The following is a 22,751-nucleotide window of genomic DNA, read 5'->3' on the forward strand; positions in this document are numbered from 1 at the left end:
TTTTAAACAAAGCGTATTCAGCCGTTTAAACAAAGTTATAGGAAACCATTCCTCCTAATTTTGTCCTGTTAAAAACAATTAAATTTAAAAAAATGGGACTAAACAATTATCAAGGAGCATTACAAAAACCAATAGGTTCCGGATTTAACGCTAAATCCACAACAAGCGAAGTCATAAAAAATAGTAACCTTACAGGAAAAATTGCTATTGTAACGGGAGGCAACACAGGAATTGGGTTGGAAACAGCCAAAACACTTGCAGCAGCCGGTGCAACAGTAATTATTCCTGCTCGAGATGCAGAAAAAGCAAAAAGAAATCTGGCAGGCATAGCCAATATAGAATTAGAAACAATGGATTTAATGAATCCTGATTCCATTGATGCTTTTGCAGAAAAGTTCTTAACATCAAACAGACCGCTTCATTTACTCATCAACAATGCAGGCATCATGTGGGTTCCACTACGTAGAGATCACCGTGGTTTTGAATCACAATTAGCAACAAACTACCTGGCGCAATTTCAATTAACAGCAAAATTATGGCCAGCTTTAAAAAATGCTAACGGAGCAAGAGTAGTTAATGTTTCATCACAAGGGCATCAATTTGCACCATTCGATTTTGACGATCCTAATTTTATAACCCGGGAATATGAAACGTTACAAGGCTACGGACAATCAAAAACAGCCGTTAACTTATTTTCACTTGAATTGGACAATCGCGGTAAAATGTTTAATGTGAGAACATACGCGGTACACCCAGGATCGATTGGCGGAACAGAATTGAGCAGAGAAGCCCCTTTAGAGCTATTTAAACAAATGGGTTTCTGCGATGCTGAAGGCAATATTCTACCGGAAATAACTGCCTCTTTAAAAACAATTCCGCAAGGTGCAGCAACTACCGTTTGGTGTGCTACCAACCCTATGCTTAATACTATAGGTGGTGTATATTGCGAAGATGGAGATATCGCAGCATTAGCTACAGAATCTTCTTTTTCCAGTGGTGTAAGAGCATATTCCTTAGATGAAAACAGTGCAAAGCGATTGTGGAAGTTAAGTGAAGAGATGACTAATTTATCATTCAATATAGAATAGGAACTTTAAATAAAGTCAGACAGTATAAATTCTTGTTACTTTTGTAATGCTCGGGTTTCCTGAATAGAAATTAAAATGTAACATAATGGAATACAAAGCAAAATATATAACTCCCGATATTAAACTTTCCTGGTATGAGGATACGTTCTTTAAATCAGATATCATGTTTGATCATCACATGCTGATCTGGTTTATTTCGGGAGAAACTAAGATTGTACAAACTGATGCAACTTACATTTTTAAAAAAGGAGATATTTTTTTAATCCCGAGAAACCAGCTGGCAACAATCATTAATTACCCGAAACACGGACAGCCTCATAAAACAGTGGTAATGCATTTATCAGTAGAAAGATTACGAACTTTTTATGCAAATTTAAATGCGAAACCGAAAGCTTTAGAATCACAAAAAATATATTGTTTTACTAAACATCCTTTATTAGAGAGTTGTCTTTCTTCATTGATTCCCTATTTTGAAATGAAAGACCTTCCTAAAGATATTGCTTCATTAAAAATAACGGAGGCTATTAGCGTTCTAAGGACAATTGACAAAAGCATAGACAATATTCTGGCTAACTTTGAAGAACCCGGAAAAATCAGCTTGATCGATTATATGGAAAAAAACTTTATGTTCAATTTATCCTTAGAAAAATTCAGCTATCTGACAGGTCGCAGCCTTACTACTTTTAAGCGTGACTTTAGCAAAGCTTTTAACACCACACCGCAACGATGGCTTACCCGAAAACGATTAGAGCTTGCTCACTATCAAATCTCTGAAAAGAACAAAAGACCTATAGATGTTTGCTATGAGGTAGGATTTGAAAATTTATCTCACTTTTCTCATGCTTTCAAAAAACATTTCGGATATCCGCCAACTAAATTAACAGAATGAAAAACTTATATTAGCAATTAAATAGTATTGATTTTTAAGTAATTGATAACATATTATAAAAAGTTGATATCGATAAAAATAATAAGTTATCACAAAACCGGAACTATTCTTATGAACTTCCTTATATTTGAAAATTAAAGCTGTGATCTTAAAGTGATATCCAAGAAAACAAAATATGCTATAAATGCACTTGTTTACCTTGCTAAAAACAAGGAGGAGCAACCTATTTCCGTCAGCAAAATTGCTAATGAACAGAATATCCCGCTTAAGTTTTTAGAATCTATTTTAGTCGAACTCAAAAATGCTCGTATTTTAAACAGTAAAAAAGGAAAATACGGAGGTTACTTCCTAAATGGTACACCCGATGAAATCCACATGGCTAAGGTCATGCGGTTATTTGACGGAGCCATTGCCCTACTTCCTTGTGTAACCTATCAATTTTATGAAAAATGCGATGAATGTACTGATGAAGAAACCTGTGGGATTCGGCAAATAGCTATGGAAATCAGAAATGAAACCGTAAAAAGACTGAAAGCCGCTACCCTTTCCGACATCATCAACAGAGAGAAAAAATTGAAGAAAAAATAATTTTTTTATTTTTATATCCTATTTATTTGGTAGGAATTATATGTTTTAATTACTTTGTCATGATTTTAATCCATGACTTAAATGAAATCCAATTTAAAAATTACTTTAAGCATACTCCTGATATGTTTCTTATCTATTCGGATTACAGCCCAGAAAAAAGTAGTTACCCAACAACTCTTATGGTCACGCTATTACTTAAGATTAAAATTCAATGAAAACTATCAACTCCATCAGGAATTAGAGGAGAGAACTTATTCTTTTCCCTGGAGACAGCACCAATTCGTATCAAGAACTCAACTGGAACGGAAATTAGGTAAAGCTTGGAATACGGCACTGGGGTTTACATACTTCGTGCAATCACTTCCTCAAGATCCTTCCGTAACCAATTATCACAATCAAACAGAACTACGCCCACAGTTTGAAATAGCCTGTTTACAAAAAATATCTGAAAAATTAAGTTTACACCACCGTTACTGGCTGGAATTTCGCTATAACGAACAATCCAATCATTCCTTTGCTTTTCAAAATAACAGATTTCGTTACAAATTGGAATTAAGATACTCTCCTAACGATCACTTCGTTCTCAAAGCATTTGATGAACTCCATCTGAATCTCAACGGAGGAACACAGCAAAATATCTTTAATCAAAACCGTTATGGAGCAAGCATTCACTATAAAGCAAACCAAAACTATGGATTTGAATTAGGTTACCTTAATTGGTTCCAGCAACAAAATTCCGGAATTGATTTTTACAACCGAAATATCATAAGGCTGACTTTCCATCAGTCGATAGATTTTACTAAACATCATAACAATTAATCATGTCAGAACTATTTACTCCCCTAACCGTTCCGTTCCTTTTAGCCATGTTCTTAGCGATCAATATGGGAGGTAGCGGAACTTCACCTGCTTTTGCAGCAGCTTACGGAGCCAATGTTATCCAGCGTACCTTAATTCCTGGTTTGTTCGGAATCATGGTACTTTGCGGAGCCTTAATTGCCGGAAAAGAAGTATCATTAACCTTAGGAAAAGGACTGTTGGAACAATCTTTTTTCACACCATTGAATACTTCCGTGATATTGCTTTCCATTAGCTTATCATTACTTTTGGCTAATGTAATAGGCGTTCCCCAATCCACAAGTCAGGCAACGGTATTAGCTATTTCGGGGGCTGCGACGGCCTTAAGCGGATTGAATACACAAAAACTATTTTATGAAATTATACCTACCTGGATCATTTTACCTATCGTATCTTTTGCTATCATGTATATTTTATCGAAATGGATTTTCCCTTTACTGAAAGCAAAAATTTTTACTGAAAATTATTCCCATCTGAGAGAACACAAAATATTAAAAATCTTATTACTGTTGGCCTCTATGTATGTTGCCTTTTCTATCGGAGCCAATAACGTTGCTAATGCTGCTGCTCCCATTGCTTCATTAGCTGTAAATGAAATGGCTAAAGAAGCTCAAACCTTTTTACCGATTACGATCTTATCCGTATTGGTCGTTGCTCCCTGTTTTGCCATAGGAAGTTCTCTCTTAGGTCATAGAGTGACACAAAAGACAGGCAAAGAAATCGTTAAGGTCAGTCCTTTTCAGGCAATGGTACTATCATTAATAGTTGCCAGTTTGCTACTTTTAGCTTCTGTTACTTCCGGTATTCCTACTTCTTTAGTGCAACTAAACGGAGCGGCCTTTATAGCATTGAGTGTCAATACTAACGGAATCAAAAATACCTTAAAGAATAAAACTGTTAAACAGTTCTTCTTTATTTGGATCATAGCTCCCTTTTTTGCCTATTTATTAAGTTACAGTTTAATATTGCTTTTAAAATAATGATCTCAAACTACCCATTTATTATTTTAAATATCTGAAGATACAGAGTGGTTTCTTTCGAAAAGAAAGCACAATTCATCCTGTGAAAATGACAATTCGGAAATTATATTTTTTAAAAGCCATACAAAAAAATGAATTTTGAACAGTCTAATCTCAATTCAATAAAAATATGGAACAAGTAGTTAAAATTTTAATTTACATTCACGCTTCGTTAGGAGGCGTTGCACTAATAACGGGATTGGTTGCTATCCTTACCCCAAAAGGACAAACCGCTCATAAAAAATCAGGATCAGTCTTTTTCTATGCCATGCTGGCATCTGTAATTATTTCTATGTTTGTTGCTCTTTCTCCTAATCATCACAATCCGTTTTTATTTGCTATAGGTATTTTTAGTTTGTACTTTATCTTAACAGGATTCCGAGCCTTAAAATTCAAAAAACAAAATACTAATTTAACTGTAGATCGATGGATTTCGGCAACTATGATCATTACCGGAGTTTTAATGATCTTACTACCTGTTATAGTAGCTAAAAATAGTAACATTATACTTACCGTTTTTGGCGCTTTCGGAATACTATTTTCTGTAAAAGACCTTATTTTATATAAAAAGCCAAAGCAATTAAGAAAAAGCTGGCTCAGATTGCATTTAAGTAAAATGTTAGGTGGCTATATAGCGGCTACAACTGCATTTGTTGTGGTTAATCAATTTTTTCCAAGTTTTTACGGTTGGTTTATTCCGGGAATTATAGGCGGATTTGTTATTGCATATTGGAACAGAAAAATCACTAAAAAAGCATAATCACTAAAAAGCAGCTCAAATACTCAAAATCGGTATTCAAAATTTTCTTATGTTTTTTTCTTATATTTGATAAGAAGTATAATATCCTGTTCAACAAATTCTGAGCATGCAAAAGAAAATCGAATTTATAGGACTTGGTCTCGGGTGGTTTGCCATTATTACCCAATTCATTTTAATGATTCAAAACAGGCAAGCATCTATCGCTGAATCTATTATTCGGTTTTTCAGTTTTTTTACAATCTTGACCAATTTGCTGGTTACTCTTTTTTTTACGATAAAAGCATTAAACATTACTACATTTAAACTATTTCATAAAAAAGAAACCCCTACTGCATTAACCTCCTTTATCCTGATCGTTGGCATTGTTTATACAATAGTTTTGAGAAAAATTTGGGATCCCAAAGGCTTACAACTTATTGTTGATGAACTACTTCATACAGTAATCCCTTTGTACATGTTTTTATATTGGCTCCTATATACCCATCGAAGTAAACTCAGTTTACCAAAAGTATTTCAATGGTTACTATATCCTGTATGCTATATCTCATTTATTTTGATCAGAGGTACTTTGTCCGGGTTTTATCCCTACCCTTTTTTAAATGTTACTACTATCGGTTATCAAAAGACACTACTGAATATTGGCATCATTTTAGTATTGATACTGGTAACAATATCTATTCTGACATTAGCAAATAACAAAAGAAACAATACTAACCTAAAAAACAACCCATTATGAAACATTTAAAAACACTGGCTTTTCTTATACTGGTCACGATCTTTACAGAATCCTGCTCTTCAACTCAAAAAACAGCAGATGAAAATATTTATGGAAAAACTTGGGAATTAGAGTATCTCTCCGGTCCACGAATCGCTTTTGAAGGGCTTTTTCCGGACAAAAAGCCAATGATTTCTTTTAATAAGGAAACTCAAAAAGTTGAAGGTAATGCCGGTTGTAACGGATATTCTGCCGATTTTACGATAAATGGAGATGCTATTTCTTTTGAAGAACCCGGAATCTCAACCATGATGTATTGTGGTGAAGGAGAACCTTTTTTCCTGAAAACTGTAAAACTGGTAAATAAATATAAAATTGATGAAAACGGAAAGCTTAATTTGATGATCGGAGATGTCTATGATGCGATTTAAAGAAGTAAAATAATGAGAAATTTGGCCTTTCTGATTATAAGCTGTTCAATGACTATAGCCTGCAATAAGGTAAAGTCGTCAGACCATACAACAAAAGAAAACGTCAGTAAAAGCCCTGCTGTTGAAAACAAAGAAAATAATACAGATTTAACGGAAGGAATTTATTTTACGGCAAATGGTACAGAACCATTCTGGAAACTAAAAATCACCGATGAACGAATAACCCTGATAACTCCTGAACAGACTTTTGTAACGCCACACACCGAACCGATTAAAGCAGCAGATGCCAATGTAAAAAGTTATAAAATACATACCGAATCAACAGAATTAAACATTCAAATTAAACATGTTGAATGTCTGAACCAAGCATCAGATAAACAATCAAATTATACGGTTGACATTGAGCTTAAAAAAGGGCTCGACAAAGATCTTACAATTTTAAAAGGCTGCGGAGATTACATCACTGATTATCGTTTACACGATATTTGGATCCTGGAAGAATTGAATGGGAAAACAATAGATAGATCCGACTTTAAAAATGAATTTCCTAGAATTGAAATCAATACAAAGACAAATCAATTTATAGGATTTACAGGATGCAATCAAATGAACGGTAGTTTGTTCTTCGAAAAAGGACTCCTTCGATTTTCTCAAATCATGACGACAAAAATGATGTGCGAATCCGGTAGTAAAGAAACCGAATTTTTAAAAGCATTACAAAGTACAACAACCTATACTATTGCTGATAACAGGCTGGTACTTTCTAATTCGGATGGATCTCCTTTAGTCTTTAAAAAAATAGACTGATATATCTGAACATAAAGATTTGTAAAAGACGCCGTTTTTTTCTAATTTTATGCTAATCTTTTTTCTATGAAAACTACCGACAGATTGGATATGGCTCTAAATAAGCTTTACAAAGCTTTCCACAACGATACGTTGCATCCGGAATGTTGCAACCAATGTGCTGTCGGTAATATTTTAGATCATAACGATTTCTGGAAAAACTTTGCGGAACAGCATGGAACACTAGAACTGAATTATTTGGGTCGGGTACATGAACAATTAGGACGTAAATTCAACGGTTATTCTCCGTCTGAACTACTGTTAATTGAACATACTTTTTTAAATGCCTGCGGTTATCAGCTTCCTTTGCATTACAAACATAAACGTCCGGATGATCCGAAAAATAAAGACATTTTATTTGACGGACTGTCAGCTGTGGTCAGTTTACTATGCCAATTAGATGGTATCTCAGATGTTATGGACTGTTCTGATCTGTTTCAGTATGAAAAGAAAAATACTGCAATAAAAAAATCTCCCACATTACAATTTATATAAAATAAAGCATTATGTTCAGGCATCAAGGTAAAAGCAGAACTTTCAAACACAATCTGCGAATCGCTACTATATTGTCTTTTGTTGCCGGAATTGTGAATGTCTCCGGCTTTTTAGCGATCAAGCAGCTTACAACAAATGTAACAGGACATTTTGCATTGTTTATCAATGATTTTGCACACTTTAAGTTTTGGGTGGGAACTGTTTACTTACTTTATATTTTATCTTTTTTATTAGGTTCCTTTAGTGCCAATTTTTTAGTTGAAAAATACAAAGGAAACACTAAGATCAACGCCTATGTAATTCCTACTGCTATAGAATCATTCATTTTAATTGCTATTGCCGTGATGAGTAATTATAATTTTGGCATAACAGACAACACGATCGCCTGCTTATTGCTTTTCGCTATGGGATTACAAAACTCCTACGTTACCAAAATTTCCAATGCCGTAGTCAGAACCACTCACTTAACAGGACTTTTTACGGATCTGGGTATCGAATTGTCTCAACTATTCTTCCCTAAATCATATCCCGACAGAAGTAAGATCAAAACAACAATAGCATTAAGAGTTGTTATCATCTGCGGATTTTTTATGGGAGGCTTGATCGGCGGTTTCTTTTTTTCAGAAATTAACCTGCAATTAAATACACTGCTTATAGCTGCTTCTGTATTATTAATAAGTATGTTATACGATCCTTTTAAGTTTAAAATAATCACAACCAAAAGAAAATATCATCATTAAAAAAGCCACTTTACAAAAGTAAAATGGCTTTTAAAATAAAGGTTAATAGCTATTATTTAAAATCGATTAATTCCATCCACCACCAAGGGCTCTGTAAATAGTAACCATAGCATTCATTTGCTGCATTTTTATTTCAATCAGGTCAAATTTAGCTTCCAAAGCATCTCTTTGCGTTAACAAAACTTCCATATAATCAGCTCTGGCTGATTTAAACAGGTCATTGGAAATCGTAATTGACTGTGTTAAAGCATCTACTTCCTGAGTTTTCAAGTTGTAACTACTCTCCAAATTCTGAATTTTTGACATTTGGTTAGAAACTTCAATGTAAGCCTTAAGAATTGTTCTCTCATAGTCATATACCGCCTGAATTTGTTTTGAATTAGCATTGAAATATGTTGCTTTAATAGCATTTCGGTTAATTAAAGGAGCAACTAAATCACCTGCTAATGAATACATTAAAGATTCAGGTTTTACCAGATAACTCGGATTAAATGCTTTATATCCTATTCCTGCTGAAATACCTAATGAAGGATAAAATAATGCCTTAGCTGATTTCACGTCGAGTTTTGTTGCTGCCAATTCTAGTTCGGCTTGTTTAATATCCGGACGATTAGCTAATAGATCAGACGGCAAACCTGCATGTACCACATTAGGAACCAAATTGTCAAAACTATCCGAACTTCTATCAACATGTTGTGGAAATCTACCGATCAGGAAATTAATTCTGTTTTCAGTTTCCACAATTTTCTGTTTGATCTCAAACTGCATTTCTTGGGTCTTTAATACCTGAGCCTGAAATCTTTTTACTGCCAATTCATTAGAACGGGCTGCCTGTTTCAATAGTTTAACAATATCTAAAGCTTTGGTCTGAATGGTAATATTTTGATTTACTACTTCCAACTGATTGTCTAAAGCTAATAATTCATAATAAGAATCTGCTATTTCAGAGATCAGATTGGTCACCATAAAGTTCTTTCCTTCAACGGTTGACAAATAACGGCTAACCGCTGCTTTTTTAGCATTGTGTAGCTTGTTCCAGATATCTACTTCCCAAGTTGCATATGCACCTGCCATATAATCCTGAAGCGGCTCGGGCATCTCTTTACCGGGTTCAATTTCAGTTGTTGCCTCCATAGCACCAATATTCGTATATCGGGATGCTTTTTCAAATCCGGCTCCGCCTTTTAGACCGATAAACGGTAAATACTCACCTTTACGTGCTCTGATTTCATTTCTGGAAATCTCTATTTCTTGTAACGTAATGTTTAGCTCCTGATTGTTTACCAATGCAGTATCGATCAAAGCTTGTAAATACGGATCTGTAAAATAGTTCTTCCACTGTAATTTTCCCGAATTAACAGTATCCTGTGCCAGAGCAGCATAAGCTTCCGGAACAGTATTGTTTTCTTGTCTTGGCGTTATATTACCGGGTAACTTACAAGACGCTAATGCTAACAATACGCAGGTTATACCTGCGTATTTGTATATTCTTATTTTATTCTTCATGTTCAAAAAATTCTTCAGTTAAAGGACCTTCTTCTTCGTTTTTGATGATCTTACGACCATCTGCTAATTTTCCGAAGATGTAATACAATCCCGGAATAACTATTACCCCGAAAACCGTTCCGAAAAACATACCACCCAATGCAGAAGAACCGATAGTATGGTTACCGATCGCACCTGCTCCTGAAGCAAATACCAAAGGAACCATACCTGCGATAAAAGCAAACGAGGTCATCAAAATAGGTCTGAAACGCATACGCGCTCCTTCAATTGCCGCTTCGTAAATACTAACACCTTGTTGGCGCCTTTGGACGGCAAACTCTACAATCAACACGGCATTTTTACCGAGTAATCCGACCAACATAATTAATCCTACTTGCGCATAGATATCATTCGCTAATCCCATTGCTTTAAGCATAAAGAAAGAACCGAAAATACCTACCGGTAAAGACAGAATTACAGCTAAAGGAATAATAAAACTTTCGTATTGTGCCGCTAATACCAAGTATACGAAGACTAATACTACTAAGAAGATATAAACTGATTCATTTCCTCTACGTGCTTCATCATACGACAAACCTTCCCATGCAATATCATATCCGTGCGGTAATGTTTTTACTGCTGTTTCCTTGATCGCTTTAATAGCATCAGCAGTAGTGTAACCCGGTGCCGGAAGTCCTCTGATTGCAGCAGAATTGTACAAGTTAAATCGGGTAATCTCATTTGGTCCTTGTGTCTTCTTCAATTTCATGAAAGACGAATAAGGAACCATTTCTCCTTCTTCATTTTTCACATACATATTCAATATATCAGATGGAAGTCTTCTGAATTCCGGTGCTGACTGAACATATACTTTGAAGAACTGGTTGAAACGAATAAATCCTTGTTCATAGGTACTACCGATCATGATATTAAGATTGTCCATTGCTTTACCTAAAGAAACACCTTTCTGCATAGCTGCCTGATTATCAAATACCAATTCGTATTGAGGATAGTTGGCCGCAAAAAACGTAAAGATACCGGTCAGCTCTTTTCTCTTACCTAAGTTTTCCATGAACTCTTTATTTATTTTATCGAATTCATGATAATCTGTAGTCGTATTTTTATCTAATAAACGTAAAGAGAAACCACCTGACGAACCAAATCCCGGAATTGCAGGCGGTTCAAAGAATTCGATAACGGCTCCGAGCCCTTTGGTCTCTTCTTCTAATTCTTCCATAATTTTCGTTACGGAATGCTCTCTTTGAGACCAAGGTTTAAGGTTGATCAAACACGTACCGGCATTTGATCCCCTACCTTCTGTCATAATCTCATAACCTGCTAATGATGAAACCGATTCTACTCCGTCAATTTCCTCACATATTTTTTGTAATTTTCTTGAAACCGCATTTGTTCGTTCCAAAGTGGATCCCGGTGGTGTTTGAATAATAGCATAAATAGTTCCCTGATCTTCACTTGGAATAAATCCGCCCGGTAAGAAATGATTTTCAACATAAATACCCGCACAGAAAATTAATAAGATCGCCCAGGTTACAGTTCTTCTGCTCACAATCTTTCTAAGTACACCTACATATTTCCCGGTTAATTTTTCAAAACCTTGATTGAATTTATCAATGAATCGGGTGAACCAGTTTTGTTTCTTTTCTTTTCCATGGTTATTTTTCAACAACATTGCTGATAATACCGGCGTTAGCGTTAAGGCAATTAAAGCCGAAATCACAATTGAACTGGCCATAGTTATAGAGAACTGACGGTAGAATGTACCTACCGGACCTGTCATGAATGAAATAGGAATGAATACGGATACCATTACTAAAGTAATCGCGATAATAGCACCACTGATCTCACCCATTACTTCACGCACGGCTTTATATGGTGACAAATGTTTTTCCTCCATCTTGGCATGGACGGCCTCAACCACAACAATGGCATCATCCACCACAATACCGATAGCCAATACAAGGGCAAACAATGTTACTAAGTTGATCGACAATCCGAAAAGCTTAATCACAAAAAACGCTCCTACAAGTGATACCGGAACCGCTAAAATAGGGATCAAAGTTGAACGCCAGTCTCCTAAGAACACAAATACTACCAAGGCTACCAAGATAAAGGCATCACGTAAAGTGTGGATTACCTGTTCAATGGAAGCATCTAAGAATTGTGATACGTCATAACTAATTTTATAATCTACTCCCGGAGGGAAACTTTTCTTCATTTCCTCCAATTTCAATTTTACACTTTCAATTACATCACTGGCATTACTACCATAATTTTGCTTTAACACGATAGATGCTGAAGGATGTCCGTCTAAGTTAGAATAAATATCGAAGAATTCACTCCCTAATTCTACACTGGCAATGTCCTTTAAATGAACTCTTTCTCCTTCAGAATTCGCTTTTACAATGATATTTTCATATTGTTCCGGAGTATTGTATTGGCCTTGATACGTTAATACATACTCTAACGACTGAGCTGCTATACCGGAACTTTGACCGATCCTTCCGGGTCTCCCGATGAAACTTTGCTCACTAAGCGCTTTCATTACTTCCTCAACAGAAATATCGTATGCTCTCATACGCTCCGGATTTAACCAAACACGCATAGCATATCTACGGCTACCTAATATTTTAGCACGTGCAATACCGGGAACCCTGTTAATTTCAGGGATCATGTTTACCGTTGCGTAATTGTACAGGAATTTTTCATCCATACTCTTATTGGTACTATACAGGTTGACATACATCAACATACTGGGCTGAACGGGCATTACCACTACCCCTTCTTTCTGTACCAATTCCGGTAATAGTGGCATTACCTGATCTACCCTTGTTTTTACCAAAACAACGGCAACGTTAGGATCTGTCCCAGGTTCAAAAATCACATTAATTGTTGCTTCACCGGCACTGGTAGCATCGGCAGCTATATAACGCATTCCTTGTACTCCGTTTATGGCATTCTCTAACGTAATCAAACTTGATTTTACAAGTACGTCGGCACTTGCTCCGGGATAAGCAATGGTAACCTGTACGGTTGTCGGTGCAATATCCGGGAATTGTGATGTAGGTAACTGTTTAATTGCCAGTGTACCTATAAAGACTATTATGACCGAAATTACAATCGCAAAGACCGGTCTATGTATGATTTTACTAAACATATTTTCTTTTTTAGATACTGGTTTTATTCGGCATATAGTTCAAGACTGTTCATTACCTTGTTCGGATCCATGAAATTTGTTTCAATCTTTTCATTTTCTTTAACCATTCGGAGACCTTCCAACAAGATTTTATCAGTTTTCTCAAGACCTGATCTTACCACGTATAAGTGAGGTATCTCAGCCTCTATATCAATTTCTCTTGCTTTAACCACGTTATCTTTAGTAATTACATAAACATATTTTTTGTCTAATACTTCATAAGTGGCTTTTTGCGGAATCAACATGGCATTTTTGATCGGTGTGGTTATCACTACATTTCCTGTTTCACCGAAACGCAATAAACCATTAGGATTAGGGAACGTAGCACGGAAAGCAATATTACCGGTTTCATTATTGAAATTAGCCTCAATTGTTTCCACAACACCTTCATGGTCAAACATTTTACCGTTAGCCATTTCAAGCCCTACATGTAATAAGTTATTGTCTTTTTTCAATTGATTTTGGGTCATATAATCTAAATACTCAGCTTCTGGAACATTAAAATAGACCCACATTTTACTATTATCAGATAGCTCTGTTAATAGTTCACCTTCATCAACTAAACTTCCTAATCGAACATGAAAACGGTCAATGATCCCATCAAACGGTGCTCTGATGTCTGTAAACTGTAGGTGAACCTGCATTAATTGAAGTTCTGCTTTTGCTTTTTCATATTTAGCTTTTGCCATTGCTAACTCATTGGGAGCTACAACGTCATTATCAGCTAATTTTTTAGTATTCTGATATTCAATCTCAGTATATTTCAATTCAGCCTGAGCTCTTTGAACATCTGCCTCGTATAAATTAGGCATAATCTTAAACAACAACTGTCCTTTTTTAACATGTTGCCCTTCATCTACATAGATGTTTTGCAAATAACCTTTTTCTTGTGCTCTAAGTTCAATGTGACTTATTGAACGTATCTGACACACATAATTTTTATTGATAATGGTGTCTGCAATTGCAGGACTGGTTACCAGGAACTTGGTATGTTCCCCTTTATCTTTTTTATCAGAATGACAACTTGTATTAATCAATACAACTGACAAACTCATTAACATGAGAATTCTCTTCAACATAACTTTTGGGTTTTTAACGATATGGTTTTCTTAGATAATTTAATAAGAAAGGTACAAAGGGGATAAAAATCAGTTCATTAAAAAATGATACAGATATCCTTTTTGTACAATAAATAATAAGCAAGAAGTTTCAGGCGTAAAATGTAAGATCGTAAACACCTGAAAAAAAAATCAAATCACAGTCTAAATACCCGAAATACGATATAGAGTGATTCTAAAGAGGAATAAAAAAATGAAGACTTCCCTATAGATAAGCTTTTGTCGCTTGAGTAGCAATAAGGATCCAGAACTTTTGTACAAAACAACCCGAAATAATTATTATAGTCAAGATATTTCTTTACATGAAGTATCTCTTCTTCTTCAATTTCGTTTTCGGCTATTTCTATTTTTTCCTGTTCCTTTTCTTTAGCTGTTAAAGAAAACTTGTTACCGGAAGTTTCATCAGTTTGAAAAGAGACACTATCTTCTAATCTCAGACTCTGAGCTATAATCTCAGGAGAACAGTTTGCAACTTCCTTAACGGTATGGGAAGACATGTGAGCATACCCACCCAAAAGGATGAAACATAATAGTAAGAAATATTTTTTAAAAGTCTCTCTCATTTCGCAACAAAATTATGTAAAGTTGTAATTTCAAACAAGAGCTTGGTCTTAAAATATAGTTAAATGACACAATTTTATAGCTTAGCATTCAAAAATTAACAAATCATTCTCAATAATTTCGTTAAAACTAATAGGAATACCACAATAAAACTACTTTTAAAAGTTAAAATATTACGAATAATTTAATACAAAAGCTTTTTTCAACATCACTTAATTATTTTAGTAAAATATTAATTTTAGCAAAACAATTAAACAGAAAAGAAGGAATAATCTTTAAATATTTCAATTATTTACACTTATTATGCTTCCTTACCTGAATTAAAAACTAAAGAATTCAGAATCTAAGATCATTTATTGGACATTTTCTTATTACCAAATTACAATATTTTATTTACAATAAAATAACAAAAACGGTCATCACCCGCTTTGCAACCATTTTTTAAATTCTGTTACTTTTAAACGACTTACAATAATTTTTTGGTCGAATTGTACCTTGGTGTGGACCAGTATTTTTCGATTAAAATAAGGTTCAAAGGCTGTAACGGCATTACGATTTAAGACGATCTGCCGGTTCACCCTAAAAAACAACTGATCATCACAAACTGATGATACATAATCTAATGTTTTGTATAACGGATATTTTTTTCCGTCAAAACAGTACATATAGGTTGTTTCAAATTCGATGGCAAACAAAGCAATGTCTTTAATTTTTATAATTATAGATTTTTCTCTGTACTGACTTAAAAAAGATTGCTGAAGTGATCCCGTTTCTTGTTGTATTGTAACCGGAACGGGCTTTGCTTTTATTGTATTTCTAAGACTCTTGTACTTCAACAACGCTTTTTCTATTTCTTCTTCTTTAAAAGGCTTTAATATATAATCGATACCGTTATTTTTTATAGCTTGTAAACTATATTCATCATAAGCCGTACAAAATATTACCGGAACTACAACGTCAATATGTTTAAATATTTCAAAACTATGACCATCTGCTAATTGAATATCAAAGAATAATAATTCCAGTTCTTGTTGGTGTTGGCTTAAATAAATTACAGCCTCTTCTACCGATTCCAAAGAATCAACGACAGTAAAATCGGGGTGCTTATTGATTATTTCTCTCAATAACTGAGCTGTGTGCTTCTCATCCTCTACAATTAAAACATTCATACAGTAATTAGTTTTAATATTACTTCAAAAAATTCATCCGTTTGTTCAACAATTACACCATCTTTTACTCCCAATAGCTCATAGCGTTTTACCAGATCGGCTAAGCCAAAACCAGATTGCTCTTTTACTTCCAGTTTCGGTTGTAAATTGTTTATCACTTTTAACGTATCATTTTCATCAGTTGTTATGGCAATAAAAATCGGTTTTTTGGCCGTCATGGAATTGTGTTTAAAACAATTTTCGACAACCGTTTGTAACGCCAAAGTCGGTATCAAAGCTTTCAAACGATTTTCATCGATCGATATCGTGATCTGCACTGCATCTTCATTACGGCTCTTCATTAAAAAAAGATACGACTTTAAAACCTCAACTTCGTCTCGTAACGGAATTACAGTACACTCATTATACTTTAGTGTTTGTCTGTAAAAATCAGATAAGCTTAAAACAAATTGTTCGGCATGTTCATGCTTGTTACGGATCATAGTTCTCAAAGTATTCAACGAGTTAAACAAAAAATGGGGATCCACTTTTGTGCGCAAAGCATCTAATTGTACTTTATAATTTTCTGTCTTCATCTGTTCGTTTACCAATTCTAAACGCATAATACTTTTATTTGCATATAATGCATACTGAATGACCAGAAAAAGTGTAGTAGCAAACAGAAATTTAATAATCATGTTCCATTTGAGACCGAGTTCTACAAAAACTGTATAAGAGAGTAATGTGTAAAAAAATGCTAAAAGCACTAAAACAGAGACTACAATCTTGCTCCAATTGAAAACACTTCCTTTTTTAGTAATAAAACGTATTAAAAACCATAAAACCACTAATATGACAGAGGTTATAAACCAACGTTCCAGATAATCATAGAAACTTCCGATTGAATCATTGGTTTCTTTATTGCTCACTAAATTTATTACCGGTAACAAAAAGGATAATGCAAAAGGTAATATTCTGTTTATAGGAGTCTTTATCATAATTTTTAAAATTATTACAATATAAAACGATAACTGACCTGAAATTTAAACCCTCTGGTTTTCAACTCACTGACAGGCTTTACGGCTTCATTTAAATCAAAGGTAAATAAAGTTATAGTACCGGCATTAGAATCATTATAAAACTTCAAGTTATGGACAAAATCAAACCCGACTCCTATTGTAAACAAATGGTGTTTTTTTAACAAATATTCTATTTTGCTTAAGTAATACCAATTATTGATCCGAATAAAACTGTTTTCATACTCCGTTTCCGATAACCTGAAAGTATCTACATTACCGTAAAACTCATTGCTACAACTCCAGTTTTCAGTTATCTGATACGTTAATTTAGGACGAACAGGCAACATTCCTGTCAATTTCAACTTCGGATTAATGCGGTAATCAATCGATAAAAAAGGATTGATCTGATGACCGTAAAATTGTCGGCTATATCCTATTCCGTACCCTGTCTTTAAACGATCATGCCAATAATCCAAATAGTGAAAACCTATTGAATACCTGATATCTTTTTCGCTTATATCGACAAAATCAGAAAAAAGACCTGCCTGACCCCAAACGGTCCATTTATCCTGATTAGCCAACGTTGTATTCCAAAAGAAGTTATTTTCCAAACCATAAACTTTCTGATTATATGAATCCTCTAAGTCGACAAACGATCGGGCGATCAACTGCATTTTTCCTAAAAAAACACTTTTGTTTACTTTTTTTATCGGATAATTGATAAAAGCATCCCATGAAGTCACATAACCGTCTATATCCTCATACTTCAACTTATCGTATTGATATGATATCCCTGCTAAGGGAAATTCCTTAGTCTGAGATCTTAAAAAAGGAGAACAACTGAAACTTAGTACTACTACAAAAATAATTAACCTATTCACTTCAATTCAAATTAACTTAAAATTTTACCATCAACTAGTTCTATTATCCTATCGCAATTCGCGGCAAACTCATCATCGTGTGTCACTGCGATAATGGTTTGACCTCTTTCTTTTGCCAATTGCCTAAAGATGTCGAAAACAATTTTGGTATTTTTAGAGTCTAAGTTTCCGGTAGGCTCATCACCCATAATGATAGCAGGCTCATTAATCAGAGCTCTGGCAATGGCTACCCGTTGTTGTTGTCCTCCTGATATTTTGGATGCTTGTTTGGTTTCGTGTCCTTTAATATCCAGTAATGTTAATAATTCCATGGCACGATGTTCTATTTCTTCTTTTGAGAGTTTATTGAGTTTCAGAGCAGGTAACATCACATTATCTAATACGGAAAATTCCGGTAATAAATAATGAAACTGAAAAACAAAACCAATATGCTGATTTCTAAAAGAAGCGAGTTCGTTTTGTGTTAAACCGGTTACCGGCACTCCGTTTATACTGATCTTTCCGGTATAATCGGTATCCATAGTCGATAACAGATACAAAAGAGTCGATTTTCCCGAACCTGATTTTCCTATTATTGAAACAAACTCCCCTTTCTTTACATCAAAAGAAATATTCTGAAGCACTTGAAAATCAAGTGGCTCATGAAAAAATTTATTGATATTTTTAGCTGAAAGTGCAAAATCCATAATACTGTTGTTTTATCCTCTTAAAATGTCTACCGGATCAATTTTTGAAGCTCTCCTCGCCGGAAGATAGCCGGCTACAAAAGTGATAATCAACCCGAAGAACAAAGCCATAAAATAATCGGTTGGAATATAAGCTATGGGCAAGTCGGTCAACGACGCAATTTTAAAAGGAATGCGGTCTACAATTGCAGAGATTAAATAACCCAAAAATAACCCTACACAGCCTCCTAACATACCGATAATTAAAGATTGTGTTAAGAAGATATTGACTATATCATTGCCGCCAAATCCCATAGCTTTGAGAATGGCTATTTCTCTCATTTTTTCGTTTACGGTCATGTTCATAATATTGTATATTCCGAAGCCGGCTACGATTAGTATAGTCAAAGAAACGACCACTGCTAAAATATCGCGCAGTACATTCGCTGATTCTAACTGGCTGTTGCCTTCCTGCCAAGGCTCCACCTTATAATCTGTAAAAGGCTGTATGCGTTGTGCTATTTCCGGTGCTGTGTTATAATCTGAAACATTAGCTAAAATTTCAGTAGCATAACTTCTGTTCTTAGATAAAAGTTGTCGGGCAGAAAGAATGGAGATTATAGCCTTAGTTTTATCTACACCTGCATTTCCGGTTTCAATCAATCCGACCACTTTAAAAATTCTGGTCACACCTTCTGAGGTCGTCAATGAAATATTATCCTCTAATTTTGCACTGATCTTATCTGCTAAACCGGTACCTAATACAATTCCGTCCGTTCTTTTGGTTAACTGAAATAGATCGCCTTCTGTAAGATACTGCGCTGTATGGAAAAGCCTGTCATCATCTTCTACATTGACGCCATATAAAACACCATTTACCTTGGTTACGCCATTTCTGAAGAATACATTTTCACTTAATTGAGCCGAAACAGCCTTTACGTCTTTATCTCTCATCAAAATGTCTGAAACTTCCTGAACGTTTCGTATACCTTCGGTATAGTTGATCCGCTTAGGATTGCTCAGCATAATCAGTGTATCACTCATCATTGAATGGGGCAAAAAGAGTGGGCTTTTTTGGGGCAGATCATTATACACTTTTATATGAGACATTGACGTAAAGGTGATCTCTGTTTGGGCATCATTTACACCATTCATGAAACTGTTCATGAAAATATACATGGAAATTCCGAACGTAACGCTCAATACGGCTACAATGAGCTGACGGATTCTGGAGGTCAGGTGTACCCATGATATTTTATAATTGGTATAGTTCATAGTTATGGCATTTCAATTAGCACATCATTATCTTTTAAACCTGATTTTATTTCTATCCATTCCTCATTCTTATATCCGGTTTGAACTTCTATTTCTTCACCGTTCTCTAACTTTACATATTTACCCTTTATTAAGGCTTTTATCGGGATAACCATCACATTTTGATGCACTTCCAATTCAATATTAGCTTGTAATTGGGTTCCTGAAAATATCTCTTTGGGCATTTGCTCAAAACGGGCTTCTACTACATACGATTGTTCGGTTTCATCAAACGCGGGCCAAATCTTAGTAATGTGTCCTTCAAATAGCTCATCCGGATAAGTATTGAGCTGTATTGCTGCCCGTTGTCCGTTCCTGATCTTAACAATATCATCTTCTGCTATAAATAGTTTGGCTAAATAAGAACCACTACCGATCTTAGCTATTATTTCTCCTCTTTTTACTAGTTCTCCTTCTTTTTTATATACATTCAGTACGATTCCCGGTTTATCCGATTTCACAAAATAATCGTCATATATCTTTTTTTGGGAGTTGAGTTGTGATAAACTTTTTTCTTTTGCAAGACGCAGCGTTTTTTCCATATCCAGATATTGACTCTGAAGCAATTGCAATTGCTCTGATGAGGTTTTATACTGTAACTCAGCTTTTTCAAAGTCTAATGCCGAAACCGAATTTTGTTCCCGTAATTCTTTATATCGCAAATAATTTTTATAATCTAATGCTTCTTGTGCTTTTGCCTGCTCTATCTGTGCATTCAATTGTTTTAACTGTAACGATTGAGCAGACGAATTAAACTGTGCGTCTTTATAATTAAGCTGAGCCTCTTCCAATTGATTCCTCTGAACATTATGCTCTATTGTGGCAAACACCGCATTCCCTTGTATGGACTCACCTTCTTTATAGTTTACATTTTTGAGTACTCCGTCATAACCCGCTGCCAGATAAAATTCGTTTTCCTGTGATAAGGCACCACTGGCAAAAACAGCTTCCTGAATGCTTTTTCGAACAGGAGACACTTTCTTATCTCTGTTACAGGCAATCAATAAAACAACAGATAACAAAATCATATATTTATAATTCCAAGACATAGTATTAGTAGTTTAGGTTTCGTATGTATAATTTGTAATAGTTCAAACAGTAATTACCGAAACTTTGCAGGTAATCATTCTGCACATTCAACAGATTCTGAAATCTATCCAATCGTTCTTCCAGACTTATGATCCCGCTTTCGTATTGATTATCTGTATGGCGGTCATTGGTACTTTGAAGTGATACGATTTCTTCCCTGTTTTCTAACTCTTCCTTTGAACTATTGAAAGCTAAGATCAGATTTTCATCTTCTTTACCGGATTTCAGCTTTTGATCTTCCAACGTAATTTTTTGTTGCTCCTGTGAAATCTTCATTTGGCGGATCTGCTCGTGTACTGTACTACCATTCAGAATGGGAACAGTTAATTTTAGTCCTAAGATCTGTTGCGGAAGCTCATTGGCATTTTGAAACTCCATAAAACTATCTGTTGCCCAGCTGTAATTGTATTGGTAACCAATGCTTAATGATGGAAACTGTGCCGCTCTAGCTTCTTGCAATTTTGAAGACGTTATTTTTAATTCAGCTTGTTGCAATACAACTTCCGGATGTTCCGTAAAACTTCCTTCGATATCATTATCCTGACCGAAATACGTTAACTCTTCCGTTATATTCAGAGCATCCTCTATTCCTAATTGTGACTGCAAATCATTGTACAATTCCTGCAAAGAATGTGAAACAGCTTCTTTGTTATTTTTTACCTGCAGTAATTGTATATGAGCCCTGTTCAATACTTCTTCCGAAATGATACCAGCCTTGTATTTATTTTCGGCATTTTTATAAATACGTTGCATGATCAGGTAATTCTGAGATTGAATTTCTAATGATTTTTCAGACAACAGAATACTGTAATATGTATTGGCTAACAAATTATAAACAGAATACCGTGTATACATTCGCTGTATACTTCCTTTTTCCTGTTGCCTTTTTGCCGTTTTAACTGCAAACCACTTCTGAAAATCCAGAATATCCCAATTTGCTGTAAATCCTGTAGTATAGACATATTTTCTACCGAAAGTAAATTCCTGATATGTTCCGGATGAAGCAGAAGGATTCAGAAAATCAGAAGGTACTAAAGTAGGTTGTAAAGTAATATTATCATTGTATCCGGCCTGAGCATTTACTGAAGGTAATAATGCCATTTTTGACTTTCTGGATTCAGAGGTATAGATCTTTTCCTGTAAACCTGCGGAACGTATCGAAATTTCATGTTCGTCAGCATAGCGCAACACTTCTTCTAACGAACTAAAATTAACCTGAGCTTTAGTTTCCGAAGTAATACAAAGCAAAAACAAGACTGCAATACTTTTAAGAATATTTTCCATTGTATCAACCATTGTATCTGGTCCATTTTTGTTTTCGGGAAAATATTCCAATAGTAGCCTTTAACTCTATAGCATCAGAGTCTAAAATTTTAACAGAACAAGATGCTGTTCTGTTCTTTTGAAAAATATATAAAACGCCGTCTTTATAAGAATCAGTCTCTTCTAACCTAAGACCGGTTATTTGTTTTTTACCTATTAAAGACTGCTCTTCTGCTTTTACGATAACGGCTTCATAACCGGAATCTGTCTTAACAAATTCTAAAATGCGGTTTTTTTCTTCATTGATCCATTTGCCTTTTAATGGATCTGCTGTTTGTGCCTTTCCGACTAAAGAAAAAGCGAAAACAGTCAGAACTAAAATTACTTTGTACATCATTTCTTTTTTGAATGACACAAAGTTGCATCAGTATTTTCAAGTACTTATTTTGTAATGGCGTGAAATGAACATTTTGTAGCCTGAAGCGGCCTAATTTTAAAGAGAATTTAAATTTGATATTTATGAATCTACAGAAGAAACAAGTAATACTATCGAAAACTTGATTAC

Annotated in this window: 23 protein-coding genes; 11 read left to right on the forward strand and 12 right to left on the reverse strand. The window is 34.8% G+C overall.

All coding sequences use genetic code 11. The annotated features are described in order from the left end of the window. Positions 1-92: 92 nt before the first annotated feature. The 11 genes from NHF50_RS15260 to NHF50_RS15310 all read left to right on the forward strand — a co-directional run bounded on the left by NHF50_RS15260 (position 93) and on the right by NHF50_RS15310 (position 8,429). Positions 93-1,088, forward strand: coding sequence for an SDR family NAD(P)-dependent oxidoreductase (locus tag NHF50_RS15260; protein ID WP_252777251.1), 996 nt, complete (start codon positions 93-95; stop codon positions 1,086-1,088). Positions 1,089-1,173: 85 nt separating this feature from the next. Next, the gene (locus NHF50_RS15265; RefSeq protein ID WP_252777252.1) at positions 1,174-1,977 is read left to right on the forward strand and encodes an AraC family transcriptional regulator; all 804 of its coding nucleotides are present in this window, start codon (positions 1,174-1,176) and stop codon (positions 1,975-1,977) included. 153 nt (positions 1,978-2,130) lie between these two features. Next, positions 2,131-2,565: an Rrf2 family transcriptional regulator gene (locus tag NHF50_RS15270; protein WP_109570457.1), complete on the forward strand. Its 435-nt coding sequence runs from the start codon at positions 2,131-2,133 to the stop codon at positions 2,563-2,565. 81 nt (positions 2,566-2,646) lie between these two features. After that, positions 2,647-3,384, forward strand: coding sequence for a DUF2490 domain-containing protein (locus tag NHF50_RS15275; RefSeq protein WP_252777253.1), 738 nt, complete (start codon positions 2,647-2,649; stop codon positions 3,382-3,384). A 2-nt stretch (positions 3,385-3,386) separates the two neighbouring features. Further along, positions 3,387-4,403, forward strand: a complete 1,017-nt coding sequence (locus NHF50_RS15280; protein WP_252777254.1) for an inorganic phosphate transporter — start codon at positions 3,387-3,389, stop codon at positions 4,401-4,403. A gap of 169 nt (positions 4,404-4,572) precedes the next feature. After that, the gene (locus NHF50_RS15285) at positions 4,573-5,202 is read left to right on the forward strand and encodes a DUF2306 domain-containing protein (RefSeq protein ID WP_252777255.1); all 630 of its coding nucleotides are present in this window, start codon (positions 4,573-4,575) and stop codon (positions 5,200-5,202) included. Positions 5,203-5,308: 106 nt separating this feature from the next. Continuing rightward, complete coding sequence (locus NHF50_RS15290; RefSeq protein ID WP_252777257.1) at positions 5,309-5,938, forward strand: Pr6Pr family membrane protein; 630 nt, start codon at positions 5,309-5,311, stop codon at positions 5,936-5,938. Then, a complete protein-coding gene (locus tag NHF50_RS15295; protein ID WP_252777258.1) occupies positions 5,935-6,348 on the forward strand; it encodes an META domain-containing protein in 414 nt (137 codons plus the stop codon). The genes NHF50_RS15290 and NHF50_RS15295 overlap by 4 nt, the downstream gene beginning before the upstream one ends. Positions 6,349-6,360: 12 nt before the next feature. After that, entirely contained in the window at positions 6,361-7,155 is a 795-nt protein-coding gene (locus NHF50_RS15300) for an META domain-containing protein (RefSeq protein ID WP_252777259.1), read from the forward strand. 66 nt (positions 7,156-7,221) lie between these two features. Next, positions 7,222-7,689 carry a Na(+)-translocating NADH-quinone reductase subunit F gene (locus tag NHF50_RS15305; RefSeq protein ID WP_252777260.1) on the forward strand — a complete coding sequence of 156 codons (468 nt, stop codon included), beginning with the start codon at positions 7,222-7,224 and terminating at the stop codon, positions 7,687-7,689. A gap of 11 nt (positions 7,690-7,700) precedes the next feature. Then, entirely contained in the window at positions 7,701-8,429 is a 729-nt protein-coding gene (locus NHF50_RS15310; RefSeq protein ID WP_109570465.1) for a YoaK family protein, read from the forward strand. A gap of 66 nt (positions 8,430-8,495) precedes the next feature. Here the strand turns inward: NHF50_RS15310 and NHF50_RS15315 are convergent, their stop codons facing one another. The 12 genes from NHF50_RS15315 to NHF50_RS15370 form a co-directional block, all read right to left on the reverse strand. Next, positions 8,496-9,935 carry a TolC family protein gene (locus NHF50_RS15315; protein WP_109570466.1) on the reverse strand — a complete coding sequence of 480 codons (1,440 nt, stop codon included), beginning with the start codon at positions 9,933-9,935 and terminating at the stop codon, positions 8,496-8,498. Then, positions 9,925-13,089 carry an efflux RND transporter permease subunit gene (locus tag NHF50_RS15320; protein ID WP_109570467.1) on the reverse strand — a complete coding sequence of 1,055 codons (3,165 nt, stop codon included), beginning with the start codon at positions 13,087-13,089 and terminating at the stop codon, positions 9,925-9,927. The genes NHF50_RS15315 and NHF50_RS15320 overlap by 11 nt, the downstream gene beginning before the upstream one ends. A gap of 23 nt (positions 13,090-13,112) precedes the next feature. Further along, positions 13,113-14,204: an efflux RND transporter periplasmic adaptor subunit gene (locus NHF50_RS15325; RefSeq protein WP_218925804.1), complete on the reverse strand. Its 1,092-nt coding sequence runs from the start codon at positions 14,202-14,204 to the stop codon at positions 13,113-13,115. 179 nt (positions 14,205-14,383) lie between these two features. Next, on the reverse strand, positions 14,384-14,809 hold the full coding sequence (locus NHF50_RS15330; protein WP_146193500.1) for a hypothetical protein: 426 nt from the start codon (positions 14,807-14,809) through the stop codon (positions 14,384-14,386). A gap of 417 nt (positions 14,810-15,226) precedes the next feature. Then, a complete protein-coding gene (locus NHF50_RS15335) occupies positions 15,227-15,976 on the reverse strand; it encodes a LytTR family DNA-binding domain-containing protein (protein ID WP_252777261.1) in 750 nt (249 codons plus the stop codon). Next, complete coding sequence (locus NHF50_RS15340; RefSeq protein WP_252777262.1) at positions 15,973-16,953, reverse strand: sensor histidine kinase; 981 nt, start codon at positions 16,951-16,953, stop codon at positions 15,973-15,975. The genes NHF50_RS15335 and NHF50_RS15340 overlap by 4 nt, the downstream gene beginning before the upstream one ends. Positions 16,954-16,967: 14 nt before the next feature. After that, positions 16,968-17,855, reverse strand: a complete 888-nt coding sequence (locus NHF50_RS15345) for a DUF6268 family outer membrane beta-barrel protein (protein WP_252777263.1) — start codon at positions 17,853-17,855, stop codon at positions 16,968-16,970. Between the two features lie 11 nt (positions 17,856-17,866). Beyond that, positions 17,867-18,541 carry an ABC transporter ATP-binding protein gene (locus NHF50_RS15350; protein ID WP_252777265.1) on the reverse strand — a complete coding sequence of 225 codons (675 nt, stop codon included), beginning with the start codon at positions 18,539-18,541 and terminating at the stop codon, positions 17,867-17,869. Positions 18,542-18,553: 12 nt separating this feature from the next. Next, positions 18,554-19,795, reverse strand: coding sequence for an FtsX-like permease family protein (locus tag NHF50_RS15355; RefSeq protein ID WP_252777267.1), 1,242 nt, complete (start codon positions 19,793-19,795; stop codon positions 18,554-18,556). 2 nt (positions 19,796-19,797) lie between these two features. Next, positions 19,798-20,883 carry an efflux RND transporter periplasmic adaptor subunit gene (locus NHF50_RS15360; protein ID WP_252777268.1) on the reverse strand — a complete coding sequence of 362 codons (1,086 nt, stop codon included), beginning with the start codon at positions 20,881-20,883 and terminating at the stop codon, positions 19,798-19,800. Positions 20,884-20,887: 4 nt separating this feature from the next. After that, positions 20,888-22,207: a TolC family protein gene (locus tag NHF50_RS15365; protein WP_252777269.1), complete on the reverse strand. Its 1,320-nt coding sequence runs from the start codon at positions 22,205-22,207 to the stop codon at positions 20,888-20,890. Positions 22,208-22,211: 4 nt separating this feature from the next. After that, a complete protein-coding gene (locus NHF50_RS15370) occupies positions 22,212-22,583 on the reverse strand; it encodes a DUF2147 domain-containing protein (RefSeq protein ID WP_109570477.1) in 372 nt (123 codons plus the stop codon). Positions 22,584-22,751 lie beyond the last annotated feature (168 nt).

Origin of the sequence: Flavobacterium sp. NRK F10, assembly GCF_024054235.1 — a bacterium.
Taxonomy (GTDB): domain Bacteria; phylum Bacteroidota; class Bacteroidia; order Flavobacteriales; family Flavobacteriaceae; genus Flavobacterium; species Flavobacterium sediminis.

Coding starts and splice junctions, on each gene's coding strand:
- NHF50_RS15330 (WP_146193500.1), bottom strand. CDS start 14,809: ATGAGAGAGACTTTTAAAAAATATTTCTTACTATTATGTTTCATCCTT.
- NHF50_RS15335 (WP_252777261.1), bottom strand. CDS start 15,976: ATGAATGTTTTAATTGTAGAGGATGAGAAGCACACAGCTCAGTTATTG.
- NHF50_RS15355 (WP_252777267.1), bottom strand. CDS start 19,795: ATGAACTATACCAATTATAAAATATCATGGGTACACCTGACCTCCAGA.
- NHF50_RS15310 (WP_109570465.1), top strand. CDS start 7,701: ATGTTCAGGCATCAAGGTAAAAGCAGAACTTTCAAACACAATCTGCGA.
- NHF50_RS15280 (WP_252777254.1), top strand. CDS start 3,387: ATGTCAGAACTATTTACTCCCCTAACCGTTCCGTTCCTTTTAGCCATG.
- NHF50_RS15295 (WP_252777258.1), top strand. CDS start 5,935: ATGAAACATTTAAAAACACTGGCTTTTCTTATACTGGTCACGATCTTT.
- NHF50_RS15260 (WP_252777251.1), top strand. CDS start 93: ATGGGACTAAACAATTATCAAGGAGCATTACAAAAACCAATAGGTTCC.
- NHF50_RS15265 (WP_252777252.1), top strand. CDS start 1,174: ATGGAATACAAAGCAAAATATATAACTCCCGATATTAAACTTTCCTGG.
- NHF50_RS15305 (WP_252777260.1), top strand. CDS start 7,222: ATGAAAACTACCGACAGATTGGATATGGCTCTAAATAAGCTTTACAAA.
- NHF50_RS15300 (WP_252777259.1), top strand. CDS start 6,361: ATGAGAAATTTGGCCTTTCTGATTATAAGCTGTTCAATGACTATAGCC.
- NHF50_RS15370 (WP_109570477.1), bottom strand. CDS start 22,583: ATGATGTACAAAGTAATTTTAGTTCTGACTGTTTTCGCTTTTTCTTTA.
- NHF50_RS15285 (WP_252777255.1), top strand. CDS start 4,573: ATGGAACAAGTAGTTAAAATTTTAATTTACATTCACGCTTCGTTAGGA.
- NHF50_RS15360 (WP_252777268.1), bottom strand. CDS start 20,883: ATGTCTTGGAATTATAAATATATGATTTTGTTATCTGTTGTTTTATTG.
- NHF50_RS15290 (WP_252777257.1), top strand. CDS start 5,309: ATGCAAAAGAAAATCGAATTTATAGGACTTGGTCTCGGGTGGTTTGCC.
- NHF50_RS15340 (WP_252777262.1), bottom strand. CDS start 16,953: ATGATAAAGACTCCTATAAACAGAATATTACCTTTTGCATTATCCTTT.
- NHF50_RS15275 (WP_252777253.1), top strand. CDS start 2,647: ATGAAATCCAATTTAAAAATTACTTTAAGCATACTCCTGATATGTTTC.
- NHF50_RS15350 (WP_252777265.1), bottom strand. CDS start 18,541: ATGGATTTTGCACTTTCAGCTAAAAATATCAATAAATTTTTTCATGAG.
- NHF50_RS15315 (WP_109570466.1), bottom strand. CDS start 9,935: ATGAAGAATAAAATAAGAATATACAAATACGCAGGTATAACCTGCGTA.
- NHF50_RS15365 (WP_252777269.1), bottom strand. CDS start 22,207: ATGGAAAATATTCTTAAAAGTATTGCAGTCTTGTTTTTGCTTTGTATT.
- NHF50_RS15320 (WP_109570467.1), bottom strand. CDS start 13,089: ATGTTTAGTAAAATCATACATAGACCGGTCTTTGCGATTGTAATTTCG.